Origin of the sequence: Trichocoleus sp. FACHB-262, assembly GCF_014696035.1 — a bacterium.
In the GTDB taxonomy this organism is placed as follows: Bacteria; Cyanobacteriota; Cyanobacteriia; order FACHB-46; family FACHB-46; genus Trichocoleus.
The window spans coordinates 151209-165259 of the sequence record NZ_JACJPK010000108.1 but is presented as its reverse complement, the minus strand read 5'-3'; the positions used below and the strand labels follow the sequence as shown (position 1 = coordinate 165259).

12 protein-coding genes are annotated in these 14051 nt (G+C 49.1%); 5 read left to right on the top strand and 7 right to left on the bottom strand.

Features of this window, described 5'->3' with window-relative positions; genetic code table 11:
• The first annotated feature begins 180 nt into the window (after positions 1–180).
• Positions 181–336 (top strand): hypothetical protein, encoded by a 156-nt coding sequence (locus tag H6F68_RS26400; protein ID WP_190436834.1) that lies wholly within the window; start codon positions 181–183, stop codon positions 334–336.
• Positions 337–476: 140 nt separating this feature from the next.
• On the opposite strand, the gene H6F68_RS26395 is transcribed toward H6F68_RS26400, so the two are convergent.
• Entirely contained in the window at positions 477–890 is a 414-nt protein-coding gene (locus H6F68_RS26395) for a hypothetical protein (protein ID WP_190436831.1), read from the bottom strand.
• A 46-nt stretch (positions 891–936) separates the two neighbouring features.
• On the bottom strand, positions 937–1524 hold the full coding sequence (locus tag H6F68_RS26390; RefSeq protein ID WP_242065665.1) for a DUF1802 family protein: 588 nt from the start codon (positions 1522–1524) through the stop codon (positions 937–939).
• A 595-nt stretch (positions 1525–2119) separates the two neighbouring features.
• Here H6F68_RS26390 and H6F68_RS26385 point away from each other — a divergent pair.
• The gene (locus H6F68_RS26385) at positions 2120–2326 is read left to right on the top strand and encodes a hypothetical protein (protein WP_190436828.1); all 207 of its coding nucleotides are present in this window, start codon (positions 2120–2122) and stop codon (positions 2324–2326) included.
• 77 nt (positions 2327–2403) lie between these two features.
• Here H6F68_RS26385 and ggt read toward each other — a convergent pair whose 3' ends face one another.
• Positions 2404–4188, bottom strand: coding sequence for a gamma-glutamyltransferase (ggt, locus tag H6F68_RS26380; protein WP_242065664.1), 1785 nt, complete (start codon positions 4186–4188; stop codon positions 2404–2406).
• Between the two features lie 353 nt (positions 4189–4541).
• On the opposite strand from ggt, the gene H6F68_RS26375 reads away from it, so the two are divergent.
• The gene (locus H6F68_RS26375; RefSeq protein ID WP_190563646.1) at positions 4542–9041 is read left to right on the top strand and encodes a response regulator; all 4500 of its coding nucleotides are present in this window, start codon (positions 4542–4544) and stop codon (positions 9039–9041) included.
• Here the strand turns inward: H6F68_RS26375 and H6F68_RS26370 are convergent.
• Positions 9038–9517, bottom strand: a complete 480-nt coding sequence (locus H6F68_RS26370) for an ABA4-like family protein (RefSeq protein ID WP_190563644.1) — start codon at positions 9515–9517, stop codon at positions 9038–9040. The two genes, H6F68_RS26375 and H6F68_RS26370, sit on opposite strands and share 4 nt — an antisense overlap.
• Before the next feature lie 260 nt (positions 9518–9777).
• On the opposite strand from H6F68_RS26370, the gene H6F68_RS26365 reads away from it, so the two are divergent.
• On the top strand, positions 9778–10893 hold the full coding sequence (locus H6F68_RS26365; RefSeq protein ID WP_199300362.1) for a DUF2927 domain-containing protein: 1116 nt from the start codon (positions 9778–9780) through the stop codon (positions 10891–10893).
• A gap of 24 nt (positions 10894–10917) precedes the next feature.
• Here the strand turns inward: H6F68_RS26365 and H6F68_RS26360 are convergent, their stop codons facing one another.
• From H6F68_RS26360 to H6F68_RS26350, 3 genes are all read right to left on the bottom strand, one after another.
• Positions 10918–11739, bottom strand: a complete 822-nt coding sequence (locus H6F68_RS26360; protein ID WP_190563642.1) for a peptidoglycan-binding protein — start codon at positions 11737–11739, stop codon at positions 10918–10920.
• Positions 11740–12532: 793 nt separating this feature from the next.
• On the bottom strand, positions 12533–12793 hold the full coding sequence (locus H6F68_RS26355; RefSeq protein WP_190436816.1) for a DUF4177 domain-containing protein: 261 nt from the start codon (positions 12791–12793) through the stop codon (positions 12533–12535).
• A 46-nt stretch (positions 12794–12839) separates the two neighbouring features.
• Entirely contained in the window at positions 12840–13424 is a 585-nt protein-coding gene (locus H6F68_RS26350) for a pentapeptide repeat-containing protein (RefSeq protein WP_190563640.1), read from the bottom strand.
• A gap of 426 nt (positions 13425–13850) precedes the next feature.
• On the opposite strand from H6F68_RS26350, the gene H6F68_RS26345 reads away from it, so the two are divergent.
• Complete coding sequence (locus H6F68_RS26345) at positions 13851–14015, top strand: hypothetical protein (RefSeq protein WP_190563638.1); 165 nt, start codon at positions 13851–13853, stop codon at positions 14013–14015.
• The last annotated feature ends 36 nt before the right edge of the window (positions 14016–14051 follow it).

Below are 14051 nucleotides of genomic sequence, written 5' to 3'. Positions count from 1 at the left end.
ATCCTGGAACAACAGAGCTACTGAGCGATCGCCATCGCACCACTGCATAGACATTTGGTTGAACAATTTGACCGAACAGGACTAGTTGTGACAGAGATTACAGAGAAATACCTGTAGGATCACCCGGAGGAGCTAGAGGGAATGTCATAACAAAATTGGCATTCATTTCCTGTTGTCGTCATGTCTGACTCCTTCTCCTCTCGCAGCGCTGTTGTAATTCACGCGATCGCCATTACTGCTGCGGTTGCTTTCCTTTCAGGCCATTCGCAACTCAAGCGAACAGTTCCTTCAGCCCAGGCACCAACTTCATCAATCCAACTCTCAGCGCAACGATAATGAAGCTTGCATAAAGAACGTCAAGAAAAAAGAGCTTGGTAATTTATATCACCCGTAAGTTGACCAGCGAGCTAGCGCCCCAGCTAAGCACAGACTCAAAGAAATAGACGTAGCTCCGCTGGTAGAACGGCAACTCAGCTTCAGCCCGCTTTGCCAAGAGTCTTAGTGAAAAATTCAACAGCTACTACAAGCAATGGGAAGAGCACGCCAGCTAGACCCAGCCAACCCACAGCTTGTCCTAATAAAATCTGCAAAGGCTTATTGGTTCTGTCTGCGCGATCAACGGTGACGTTGATGTACTGGGAGCTTGCTCCGACTAAAAACGCCCCAATGACTCCGACTGGCACACTAGTTGCGATCCAGCCATTCAAGCGATCGCCTGGTTGAATGAGTCCTAGGGCTGGAAACAGCACGAGACCCAGAACTTCTAAAATCACCCAAATGCCTAAAGCGACAAAGAAATCTCTTTGTGTAATATCTTCTAAGGTAAAAGATAAAGGCTGTCTTTCACGAGCAGGTGTGCGAGGAGCTAACCGAGTTCTTTGCTTAGGCATAGTTGTGACTGCTAATTGAGGAATGCGTCCGTGGGATAGCGCTATTTTATAAAGAAGTTGCTGTGGTCTTCACAATCGATTCGTTGATCATCGCCTGAATCCCCTCAGTTTGGCGAGCGTACTCTGCGTCACTGAGCACTGGAGTTGAGTCAACCAGTGATATTGGAGTAGCTAAATCAATCCAAGACTGGCAACCTCCATACTCTAAACGATAGGGAATCATTTGAGTTTGAGGCAGGCGATAGGTCCGTAATAATAAGAGATAGAGCGGGGTGCGGGGTTTCCACTTTAAGCGATCGCTAACAAACCGCTCATTCCAAATGTGGTAGGGCAGGAGTTGAGCGACAGTTGCTGCCTCTACAACCTGAATAATGTGGGTAATTCGAGCCCAAGCGCTGATTGGCACAGTCTCAGGGTGCCAACCGGATGTTACAAGTTGAACTTGAGCGGCATAGGCAGGTTTGAGCAAATCAGGTTTTTGGTGCTCATAGGTGGGATACAGCACCACTGAGTCATGAGCCACTCTAAAAGTACCTCCTTGCTCTTTGATGCCCCCCTTCCGCAGTAGCAAAATGGTTTGCCCTTGCATCAAGGCACTGACAGCAACAGCCCACTCTTTTAGGGCGTGAGTCATTGTTAGTTCCATAGCTTCTATAGCATTGACTCCCAAATGAGTCGGTCAGGCTCTATTCGCTGCAATCTGTTCACTGCAATTTGCTCACGGCAATCTGCGATCGAAGCCTCTATCCTAATCTCTCACCTCAATTTCAGCCAACTCTGAGATTTGAGTAGGAATATAGCAACCCTAAATGATGGATCAGATTGATTCAGGTTGGTGGGTTGTAAGAGGCGCTGCACCAAGTGAATTGGTAAACATAACACCGTCAGCCCCGAAGTTCAGGATTAGCTAAATTTTTTCTATTAAAAAGATAAATTTACTAGAAACTTGCACAGCTTTAAGAGTCAGTATTTATATTTAACTAAAAACTATTTCAGCTAGCTTTTAAGTTGTATTCCACGGCTACAAAAAATAACTACCGAGAGCGATCGCTACATTTCTATATATCTTTAGAGGGAATTAATAATTTATCTAAAAAGATAGATTGAGCTGCCTCAACATTCCACTAGAATCTACGGATAGATAGCATTAAATTCTTACGATTACCTGGGTGCAGTCCACAATTATTTTTTGAATAAATATCACCATTTTTGGCATCGAGGTTTTAGTAATGGCTCCTTTAAAACCCTACACGACTTACCACACCATCCCGATTTATTTGAAGCAATCAGAGCAAAATCGAGGTTTATGGTTGCAGTGGCAACGCGGCAAAGTGCGTTATGGCATTCGAGTTACTGAATTGAATGAAGCTTTAGGCAAGGCTTGGGCCATGATCGACGCCATGCTAGAGCTAGAAGTGGTACGGCGGGCTGCGTAAGCTCCAGCAGTTTTGCGCCACGCCTAGCTCTCTTATAGTTAAAACCAAACTCGGTTCCATCAATTTCATGATTGAGGTTATAAGCCTCGGGCCGCTCCTTCTCCACGGGGATCGGCTGCTCCTTGTAGTTCTCCATTGGGCGCTACCACAATCAAGTTGGCATTTCCCCAAGGAGATCGCTCCTGAACCTGATAGCCACGTTGTCGCAAGTCCCTCAGCGTGGCTGCATCCAGTCCCCAAGGTTCTACCCTAAGTTCGTCGGGGAGCCATTGGTGATGAATGCGAGAGGCAGAAACGGCAGCCCCAGCATCCATGTCATAGACCAGAACATTCAGAATGATCTGGAGGACGGTGGTAATAATCGTGCTACCGCCGGGAGAGCCTACGGCTAAGCGCAGTTTTCCGCGCTCCGTCACGATGGTTGGGGTCATGCTGGATAGGGGAATTTTGCCAGGGGCAACTGCATTGGCATCATTCCCCACTAGCCCATAGAGATTGGGAATGCCAGGAGCGATCGCAAAATCATCCATTTCGTTATTGAGCAAAATTCCTGTGCCGGGTGCCACGACTCCAGCTCCAAACGGGCCGTTGACCGTAAAGGTGAGGCTGACCGCATTGCGGGCTGGGTCAACTACAGTCAGGTGAGTCGTATCATCAGACTCAGCTGTTGTCATAAACCGTTTTAGAACCGCTGGATCAACCGCCTTAACGACTTTGGAGGAACGGGCCTGTCGAGGTGGAATTTCTTGACGCCTTGTGGCCGCATAAGCTCGACTGGTCAGAGCGTTAACAGGAACTTGGACAAACTTAGGATCGCCTAAAAAGACCGCGCGATCGGCATAGGCAATCTGCATGGCGCTGGCCAGCAAATGCAACGCATCAGGGCTGTGCCAACCCCAACTCTTGAGGTCGGCGTCGCCCACAATATTCAAAATTTCTAATAAGTGAACTCCCCCGGACGAAGGGGGTGGCATAGAGCAAACTTGGTATTGCCGAAACGGGCCGCAAATCGGAGTGCGCCAAGTTGGGTGATAAAGCTGGAGATCTTTAGCTGTAATTAAGCCGCCATTTTTAGCCATATCACGGGCGATCGCCGCCGCAATCCAGCCTCGATAAAAGGCTTGAGGATCTTGAGCGATCGCCTGCAAAGTCTTAGCTAAGTCGCGCTGCACCAAGCGATCGCCGACTTTATAGAAAACACCATCGCGAGTAAAAACTTGCCGTGCTGCTGAATTTCGCAAAATTACAGCTTTACGAGCTGCGGCAGACTCCACAAAGCGAGGCGTTATCTCAAAACCGCCTTGCGCCAATTGAATCGCTGGATTGACCACTTTTGACCAAGGCAACTGGCCGTAGCGGCGATGCACTTCATAAAGTCCCGCCACCGTTCCTGGCACTGCCACCGCTAGATGTCCATCCACACTGGCTTGGGGGCGGACTCGTCCTTGCGTATCCAAAAACATATTGCGAGTGGCTAATTGCGGTGCTTGCTCGCGAAAGTCAAGGGCTGTGGTTTCACCCGTTTTACCCGCATGGAATAGTAAGAAGCCACCCCCACCGATGCCCGCCGAAAAAGGTTCTACGACTGAGATCACAAAGGCTGTAGCGACGGCTGCATCTACGGCATTGCCACCCTGCCGCAACATCGTCAGCCCTGCATCGCTTGCCTGGGGATGAGCCGACACCACCATTCCCTGCTGACTACGCTGGGGCGAGATAAAAGCGGCCAGACTAGGCTGCTTCATTGCTAAGGCAACCACACAACTGGAAACCAACGCGATCGCTAGCTGTGTGCAGTGATACAAGTAAGGATATGGCAAGCTTAAACCAGTCGGTCGATGGAGTTGATAGCGTTGAAACATAAGCGGGTCTCCTCAGCAGTGATCTCAGCAATGATTCTGTTCTGCGAGCGGGACCATTGCCGAAAGTGATTTTTCGGGAATACTACAGGACAGTGTTAGTTACCACTAGACTTGGGTAGCCTGAGACTTCTGAGTCTAGGCGGGTTCAACCAAGGTTTGAGTAGGTTTGAGGTAAGGACTGAGTGTTGAAGGCTGGCAGCCTGGAATGATTGAATGTTTGCACAAAGTTTAATCAACCATCAATCCGCTTCTGGGCCAAATCTAGCGCTGTTGGGGTCGCGCTGGTGGCGATCGCTAAAATTAACAGCATTAACAGCACGAACGAGAATGGGCTGCTCAATGGGAGATTGACAATGAAGGCACCTCTGCCTAGCAACGAATCAGCACGGCTTGAAGCTCTCTCTCAGTACAACATTCTGGATACGGCTCCAGAACAAGCCTTTGATGACTTGACTCGTCTAGCAGCTCAGATCTGTGAAACTCCCATTGCCTTAGTCAGCCTGGTAGATGCGAGGCGACAATGGTTCAAATCGAAGGTGGGGTTGAGTGTTCAGGAGACTCCTAGAGACGTTGCCTTTTGTGCCCATGCTCTTCACAAACCAAAAATATTCATTATTCCAGACGCACTAGCAGATGAGCGGTTTGCCAACAACCCTCTCGTTACGTCAGCACCCCATATCCGCTTTTATGCGGGCGTCCCTTTAGTCACGCCAGAAGGCTATCCGTTAGGGACTCTTTGCGTGATTGACTATGTACCCCGTCAACTCAGTGAGTGGCAAATTGAAGCCTTATACGCTCTAGCTCGTCAAGTCTTAACCCAACTAGAATTGCGGCGTAATTTAGCCAGCCTTGCTCATACCGCAGTCGAGCGCAAGCAACCGGAAAAAAAGCGTTATCACCTGCGTTTTAAGATTCGCAGTGGTTTTGCCCTCGTAGCAGGCGTTTTGTTGATGACTGGGTTTGCGGCACATCGGAGTGCCACTCAGCTTCAAATAGCCAGCAATTCGGTTGAGCAAACCCATTATTTGTTAGAGAGCTTAGGAGATACTGTCGCCCAACTCAAGGAAGCTGAAGCCAACCAGCGGAGCTACTTGATCACAGGTAAAACCTATTATTTAGCCCCTTACAAAGAGGCTTTGCAGGGTATTAAGCAAGACCTAAATCAGCTCCGCAGCTTGACTCATCATGACCTCAGCCAACAGCGAAACTTTAAGGCGTTAGAGACGTTAATTTCCCGAAGGCTGATGGAGCTACAGCAAACCATTGATTTGCGTAGCCAGTACGGGCTGGAGTCCGCCGTACAGCGTGTACTGGCAGATGAAAATAAAGACAACCTTGATGATATTCAAGAGCTTACTGTAGCAATGCAGCAACAAGCCAAGCAATTGCTGCGACAACAATCACAAGCAACTGCAACCAGCACTCAACAAACGCTGGTGATGTTCTCGGTGGGGCTATTGCTGTATCTTGTGATTCTTTCAATCGTTTACTACTTGGTAGATCGAGAAGTCCGAGAGCGTCAGCAGATAGAAGAAGCTCTATGGCAAGAGCGCAATTTTGTGTCCACTATCCTAGACACCTCTGCTGCTTTAGTGATTGTGCTGGATACTCAAGGCCGAATTGTGCGCTTCAATCGCACCTGTGAGCAAATCACAGGTTATTCATTTGCTGAAGTGCGAGGTCAACCTTTTTGGGATCTTTTTACCGTCCCCGAAGAAACCACAATGGTTCAGGCTGTATTTGCCGAGTTACGGGCAGGGCAGTTTCCTAACCACCATGAAAATTATTGGCTGACTAAAGAGGGCGATCGCCGTTTAATTGCTTGGTCTAATACAGTGCTCCTAGACTGTGCTGAAGTGGTGGAGTATGTCGTTGCGACTGGAATTGATGTCACAGAACGACGCTCTACCGAGAAAGAGCTAGATCAATCTTTTTCGCTGCTACAGGCGACCCTAGAGTCAACTGCTGACGGCATCTTAGCAGTAGATACCACTGGGAAGATGGTGATTTGGAATCGCAGATTTGTCGAGCTATGGCAAGTTTCTGATGAGATTATGGCATCGCGGCAGGATCAACAATTTGTTGACTTTGCTCTAGGGCAACTGCAAGAACCAGAAGAGTTTCTCGCTCAAGTCCAGAAGTCCTATACAAGGCCTGAGGCGGTGAGCTGTGCTATTTTCCAGTTGAAGGATGATAGAAGTTTTGAGCGTTATTCCAAGCCGCAGAAGATTGGTGACAAGATTGTGGGAACTGTCATTAGCTATCGAGACATTACTCAGCGGCAACAAGCGAAGGCAGCGCTCCATCAGCAGTTTCATCGAGCTGTATTGCTAAAACAGATTACGCAGGAGATTCGGCGGAGCTTAAATACTCAACAAATTTTTCGGACGGCGGTGTGGCAGATTGGTCAAGCATTTAGTGTCAATCGCTGCTTGATTCGGACTTATGTCACCAGTCCCTCGCCTCAAATTCCAGTCGTGGCTGAGTATTTAGAGCCTGGTTATGATTCGGTGTCTCCAATCAATGTTCCAGTTGCTAGCAATCCGTTTATCGTTTCTGTGTTAGCGCAGGACCAAGCGATCGCGGCTGATAACATCAGCATCGATTCATCCTTTCAGAGTCCGATCGCGGCCTGGGAGCAAATGGGCTTGAAGTCGCTGCTGGCTGTGCGGACTTCCTATCAAGGCGAACCCAATGGCGTCATCTCTCTACATCAGTGCGATGCCTATCGCCATTGGACTCTAGAAGAAATTAGTTTGCTAGAAGCAGTAGCTGACCAAGTAGGCATTGCTCTAGCCCAAGCCCGCCTCCTAGAACAAGAAACTGACCAAAGAGAACGCTTAACTGAGCAATATCTAGCCTTAGAAAAAGCTAAGCAGACAGCCGAAGCTGCTAACCGAGCTAAAAGTGAATTTCTGGCCACCATGAGCCACGAAATTCGGACACCGATGAATGCGGTGATTGGAATGACAGGATTGTTATTAGATACCCCCCTCACCCTTCAGCAGCAAGACTTTGCTGAAACCATTCGTACCAGTGGCGAATCGTTACTTGCCATCATTAACGATATTCTCGACTTCTCTAAAATTGAATCGGGCAGGCTAGATCTAGAAGAGCAACCCTTTGACTTACGCACCTGTATTGAAGGTGTTCTAGATTTACTGGCCCCCAGAGCGGCTGAGAAGAATTTAGAGCTGGCTTATCTCATTGAACCGAATACGCCTGTGGCGCTTGTGGGTGATGTCACTCGGCTACGGCAGATTTTGGTGAATTTGATTGGCAATGCCGTCAAGTTTACGGAAACTGGCGAAGTGACCGTAGAAGTTAAGGCACGTCAACTACTGCGTAGCTACAATGCTGAGTCTTCTGACAATACAGAATATGCCGTGAGATTCGCCATTCGCGATACGGGAGTAGGGATTCCCAGCAATCGCCTCGACCGCCTGTTTCAACCGTTTACCCAGATTGACTCTTCCACCAGCCGTCAATATGGCGGTACAGGTTTGGGTCTGGTGATTAGCCAGCGTCTGAGCGAAATGATGGGAGGCAGGATCTGGGTAGATAGTGAGGTGGGCGCTGGCTCTACTTTCTACTTCTCCGTGATTGCCCAAGTTGCGGAGGACTTATCAACCAGTTTCAATATGCGGTTGCCCAGCTTAGCCAAGAAACGGCTGCTAATCGTGGATGACAATGCTACCAGTCGGCAGAATTTAATGCTACAAGCTCAGTCTTGGGGCATGCGGGCACGAGCAGCCAGCTCGGCCACAGAGGCGTTGACTTGGTTACGTCAAGGAGAACAGTTTGATGTTGCTGTGATTGATCAGCAAATGCCCACCACAGATGGTTTAACACTCGCTACTGCCATCCGCCAGCAACAAGATTGCTCACAGTTATTACTGATTTTATTGACGACCCTCCGACAATCTGGGATTGAAAGGCAAAGCGCAAACTTTGCGGCAGTTCTAAGCAAGCCTGTGAAACAATCCCACTTTTATGATGCCTTGAATGAAATTTTTGCCGGAGTGCCTACCCCAGCACGCTCAACGCGCTCTAGTTTCTCTCGCTTTGATGCCCAAATTGCCGAACGTCATCCTCTCAAAATTTTGCTGGCCGAAGACAATGTGGTGAACCAAAAAGTCGCTTTGCATTTGTTGCAACAGTTGGGCTACCGAGCAGATATTGCGGCTAATGGCTTAGAGGTGCTTTCGGCCTTGCGACGACAGGTTTACGACCTGGTCCTGATGGATGTGCAAATGCCAGAAATGGACGGCCTCACTGCCACTCGCCGTATTTGTCAGGAGTGGTCCCCAGACACCCGCCCCTACATCATTGCCATGACTGCCAACGCTATGCAGGGCGATCGCGAGCTTTGCAAAGCCTCTGGGATGAACGACTATGTGAGCAAGCCGATTCGACTAGATACGCTTGTGAAAGCCTTAAATAGTTGTCCCTCCAAAAGCCAAACCTTACGGAGTGGAGAAACGCGATCGCCAGAAGATGTGCTGAATCGACAGGCGTTACAAGCCTTACAAGAGTTGGTAGGCGAGAATGCCATTGAATTTTTAGTCGAAGTGATCGACACCTACTTGGAAGATGGCGCTAAAGTGCTCCAGAGCATGTGGATGGCGATTGTTCAGGAAGATTTGGATTTATTGCAGCAGGCTGCCCATAGCCTGAAAATCAGCAGCGTGACTTTAGGAGCTAAAACCCTGGCAGCCCTATGTGAAGAACTAGGCGCGATCGCTTATCCCAACGAAATCGAATTAGCCAGGGAACTGATGCAACACATTGAAGCCGAGTATGAGCGCGTTAAGGCAGCGTTGAAGTCTGAGCGGCAACAGTATCAGGTCTAAGCTTCTGATGACACTTTTGATGACGCTTCTGCTGTCTCTGTGGCAGGTGTAGATGAGCTAAACCAGGTTTGGGTGATCCAGTTGGTGAGGATGTGAGACAGCAAGCCTAGAGGACCCGCAAATAAACAAAGGGCGATCGAGTGAATGGTCCAAATGCCAGTGCGCTGACCTTCCCAATAAATCCAGCGACCGACAAACAAATCCATGACCAAGAAATGCACCCAACCAGTAGCGGCAGCAGATTCGACCGCAAAAAACTGAGCAATATCGGCTAGCTGAGGGTTAGACAAAGCTTGAGCTGATTCCGGCGTAATCGTGCTGACAAACAGATAGAGGTAGAGAGCGGCTAAGGCCACAAACGGAAGCAGCGAACTCATGACGCGCCGAGTCACACTCCAGTTGGGCAGCAGAATCATCAACGCCCAAAAAGGCAACACAAACAGATTGGCACCATCAAATAGTTGGGCAAGGGTCATGACGCAATTTCTCCAAGTAATTTACACAATGGCTCCCCTTCCGGCTTGGCTTCTGGGTCTGGGGGACAAGACACCTGTAAAGACTATTGTGGCTTGCCGCGACTGAGAACGCGATCGCGCCAATTTTTCGCACCAATTTCTAGCACCTATGCGTTCGGTCAATCAATTTGGGTAAATCAGACGGATGTGGGACCAGACACTCCGAATAAAGTGGGGAATTATGTTTAGTAGCCCCCAGCGTTTTGAAACTTAAAAGCACCATGACAGTGAAACTCAGTCTGCTAGCGGCGATGCGTCAGATGGTTCTGTTTGCCTTGACTCCCACGGCGATCACCCTGAGTGTAGGGTTGCCGAGTTGGGCGAAACCTGCAATGTTGCAAGCGAGGTATGCAGATTCGCAAATTAATGTGCGTTCAGCCCCATCCACGGTCGCATCTCTGGTTTCTACAGGATGGGTTGGCGATCGCGTTGAGGTGTTGCGAGAAGCACGGGGGCGAGATGGTGCAAATTGGAGTTATGTTCGCTTCGAGCGAGGTCGCTTAGCAGGCTGGGTGCGGAGTGACTTGGTACAGATTCAGCGATCGCCATTACCAGCTCCGTCTCTCGGCAACTCGTCTGCGATCGCCGTTCGTCCTCAACCCAGCTCAGCAAACCCCACAAAGGTAACAACGCTGCGCCCCAAGAGCCTAGCGCTATCTAGCTACACCCCAGAGCAAATCAGCTATTTCTTAGAAGTGGCAATGGGTGGCGAGTTTGGTGCGTCAGCTTCTAGGGTCCGGAAATGGCAGGGTCCGGTAAAGATTAAGATTCACGGGTCGCCCACTCCAGAAGATCTACGCACGTTACAGGCAGTTATCCAAGATATTGAGGGGGTCACAGAGGGGCTGCAACTGCAAATGAATCAAGACAACCCCAACATGGAAATCTACTTTGTACCAGAGTCCGATTTCCGGCGGTATGAACCGAACTACCAAGCGCTTAATTACGGCTTTTTCTGGACGTATTGGGACCAGCAGAATACCATTTATAATGCCAAAATTTTGATTTCGACCGTCGGGGTGAGCCAGAAGGAGCGATCGCACCTGATCCGCGAAGAACTGACCCAATCGCTCGGCTTGATGCAAGATTCTAACCGCTACCCCGACAGCATCTTTTTCCAGGGCTGGACTGACCCCACCGAATACAGCGAAATTGATAAGGCGCTGCTGCGGATGTTGTATCGCCCAGAAATTCAACCTGGGATGACGCGATCGCAGGTTGCTCAGGTGCTTAGCCAATGGCAAACGGCAAATCAGTCCTCGGCTGTCACCCAACATCTAGGCGATCGCGCTCCCTTAGATTTCTCCCTGCCCGCAGTCCCGCAGGTTGGGCACTAAAGATCGGAAGTTATTAGATTGAAGTTAATAAATCCAAGAGCCAGAAACCCAGCCCCCATTAGCCAATTCATACCACCCGTTGGAGGTGCGCCCAGTGATGCTAGCTTGTGAGCCATTGGACAAACTGCCAACTACGCCGTAGCCAGCACCGGGGCCAGAGCGAATGTTGAGAGCGCTGCCATTGGTCGAAATCGTGACCGCACCGCTCGGCGCGCCACCACCGCCACCGCCGCCACCGCCAGCGCTGAGGTAGTCTGCTGCTACCCAGCCACCGCCCGCAAGCTGTGCCCATGTGTAACCGTCCCCAGAGGCCCGATTGCTAGTGACACTCACTTGTCCGCCGTACCCCAGACTGCCGATTACCGCACTTCCTCGACTAGGGCTTGAGCGAATCAGTAACCCACTTCCGGCAGTAACGGTGTAAGTGCCAGGAGCACCACCACCACCACCGCCACCACCAGTGATGCTACCGTTATTGATGCCTAGAGCCGCCGCTGTTGCCGCACCGACAATGCCATCAGCGCTCAGTCCTTGTTTTTGCTGGAAGCGAATGACAGCCGACTCAGTCGCAGGGCCAAAAACACCATCCACGCCACCCGTGTTGTAGCCACGATTAACCAAGGCTGACTGTATAGTGCCGACGAGACTGCCACTAGAGCCACGTTTTATAACTGCCGCCATTGCGTCTGAAGTGGTACTGAGAATTGCCAAGCCGATCGCGATCGCCGCCAAGCTCATCCATCCAGAATTGAGGAGTTTGAAGTTAAGCGGCTGGAAAGAAAATTGTGGCTCTGAATCAGGGTCAGCGTAGGCGACGGCGGTATGAACAAAAGCTAAAGTTTCCATGCTAGATGCATTCTCCAATAGGGCTGTTGAATGAATACGTACGGTGGCTGATGATTCCTCGATCACCACTATCTAAGCAAGGTGCTAATTATACTGAGTAATCGCAAGGAACTAAGATCCCGTATAATCACAGTCTCCCTTTAGGTTCTCAGATAATCCACCGAATATCGCCACTTAAAAGGGTAATTTAAGCTTTAGGAAATCTGGATTTAAGGGCAGGCGGGTACCAGCGTCACTAGAACCTGCAAGAAAAACTAGCGATAGAGTTGACAACAAAGCCCGACTGGATGATTCCGGATCTGTACTAACCCCAATCTTTGCAGCTGAACAGCTTGGTGGGGAGTAAATCTACTGAGACGAAGATATGAAGAAGTATTGCCTGGTAGTTAGCTAGTAATTATCCAAGACCGTAAATGCCGTTAAAAATTTCACCAAGCGGTACTACTGCCATTCCAGTACTTAGCAGTCTCCGATCAAGTGCCGCCTCGAGTTGGTTGGGTAATACCAATTCTCTAAATTCTCTTTACAGATATTCGTAGGGGCGAACGGCCGTTCGCCCCTACAGCCAATCATTTGTAGCCCGATTTTTAGAAATTGGTATGAGTCTAACTGTGGCTAATCGTGCAAAACCGCTGCAAGTCTTGCAAAACGCTTGAAAAACAGTAGTGTCAGCTTAACTTCAAGTTCACGGGAGGAGCATTGGGCCAACGGAGATCTGTGAGTGAATCATGTGGCTGAGATGCACAACCCGTGAGCAAGTAATCGTTGGGGAAAAGCTAATAGTCTAGCTCTTCTAACTTGGTAGAGGGCGTTTGAAGGTCAGCGTGTTGAAGGTACTGGTGTACATATACTTGCCGTAATCATCTCGCGAGATGATCTCTTGGTTGACCACGTGGCTCACCAGTTCCCATCCTTGCCGACCGAGTCGATTGAGAAACTCAATCACGCTAGAAACGTTATTCTGCTGTTCCCCATTGAGCTGTAGCCTTAGGGTCGAGGTAGAACCAACCCGGTTGACAAAATAGAAAACTTCGCAATACTCCCACTTCTGCATGCACACCTCACCTAACAACCACTTATCCTTAGCCCAAAAATGATGGCTATTCGTAGATGATGTTGTCAAGCATAATCACATCCCTCAAGTTGGCACCTAGCAAATCTGCTCCTGCTAAGTTGGCCCGGGTTAAGTTGGCCCCTACTAGTTCAGCGCTGCGTAGAATTGCCCCTTTGAGATTGGCATCACTCAGATTCGCTTTCTGTAAAGTCGCTCCAGTTAAATTGGCTCCGACTAAATCCGTTTCTCGCAAAACTGCGGCTCGCAAATTGATGCCTTGCAGATTAGCCGCACTGAGAATGGCTCCTGTCAAATCACTTTCTGAAAAATCGGCTTGACTTAGATCTGCCCCGATCAGAATAGCCCCCACAGGCTTTGCTCGCCGGAGATTTGCTCGGTTTAGGTCAGCTCCGGTTAAGTTAGTACGGCTCAAGTTAGCACTGCTCAAATTGCTTCCTGTTAATTTAGCTAAGGCTAAATTGGTGCCAGCTAAGTTAGCGCGGCTGAGGTTAGCTCCAGTTAAATCAACCTCAATTAAATGGGCGTTTGATAAGTCAACATCGCTCCAATCTACGCCTCTGAAGTCACGTTCCCCATCGGCATATTGCTGATAAATCTGATTCACATCCATGCTAAATCCTTGATCACTCCCTGTAATTCACTACATCACAGTACTTACCAGAGTTATGACTGTGGAGATGGTTGGTCTAACAACTTCCTTCTCCACAGTCGAGCAAAATTAATCTGGTAAGCTACTAAAATTTTCCAGTGTGTAGGAATACAAAACCTCCTGGAAATGGCTTGCTTCTATAGCTCTTAGTGCTGAAGTGGCCTTTGAGTGAGTATAGTAAGCAGATCAAAAGCGCCCGGTAGTCTGACTGAGCCGTTTTAGTCTGTGATGAAAATCACGTATTCTTGGTATTTAAGTCGCTTTTCTAGTACCTAAGAATTACACAATGAGTCAAGAGATGCTGAGTGCTGGAAAGCCTTAGTGATGGAGTTAACAGCAATAAAAATGAGTGCGAATGAAGTCACTCAGGGGGAGTAATTAAGTCCTATGGAGCTTCTAGAATATTTGGTAGAGCTAGAAGACCGTGTCCAGATGCTTCTGCCGTTAGTAGGCGATCGCCTAGATCATTATTGGAGCTTAGAGCAAGTCAATGAGCTACTCTCAAGCGATCGCCTTACGAACTTAGACGAGCTTCAACACGAAGAAGTTTAAGTGGCGAACTCAAAAACTCAGTACCCATAATAACCG

Bases quoted from the DNA above. Each gene is read 5' to 3' on its own strand.
- H6F68_RS26350 (WP_190563640.1), bottom strand. From the start codon at position 13,424: ATGGATGTGAATCAGATTTATCAGCAATATGCCGATGGGGAACGTGAC.
- H6F68_RS26385 (WP_190436828.1), top strand. From the start codon at position 2,120: ATGGCTCCTTTAAAACCCTACACGACTTACCACACCATCCCGATTTAT.
- H6F68_RS26365 (WP_199300362.1), top strand. From the start codon at position 9,778: ATGACAGTGAAACTCAGTCTGCTAGCGGCGATGCGTCAGATGGTTCTG.
- ggt (WP_242065664.1), bottom strand. From the start codon at position 4,188: ATGTTTCAACGCTATCAACTCCATCGACCGACTGGTTTAAGCTTGCCA.
- H6F68_RS26390 (WP_242065665.1), bottom strand. From the start codon at position 1,524: ATGACTCACGCCCTAAAAGAGTGGGCTGTTGCTGTCAGTGCCTTGATG.
- H6F68_RS26360 (WP_190563642.1), bottom strand. From the start codon at position 11,739: ATGGAAACTTTAGCTTTTGTTCATACCGCCGTCGCCTACGCTGACCCT.
- H6F68_RS26395 (WP_190436831.1), bottom strand. From the start codon at position 890: ATGCCTAAGCAAAGAACTCGGTTAGCTCCTCGCACACCTGCTCGTGAA.
- H6F68_RS26345 (WP_190563638.1), top strand. From the start codon at position 13,851: ATGGAGCTTCTAGAATATTTGGTAGAGCTAGAAGACCGTGTCCAGATG.
- H6F68_RS26375 (WP_190563646.1), top strand. From the start codon at position 4,542: ATGAAGGCACCTCTGCCTAGCAACGAATCAGCACGGCTTGAAGCTCTC.
- H6F68_RS26400 (WP_190436834.1), top strand. From the start codon at position 181: ATGTCTGACTCCTTCTCCTCTCGCAGCGCTGTTGTAATTCACGCGATC.
- H6F68_RS26370 (WP_190563644.1), bottom strand. From the start codon at position 9,517: ATGACCCTTGCCCAACTATTTGATGGTGCCAATCTGTTTGTGTTGCCT.
- H6F68_RS26355 (WP_190436816.1), bottom strand. From the start codon at position 12,793: ATGCAGAAGTGGGAGTATTGCGAAGTTTTCTATTTTGTCAACCGGGTT.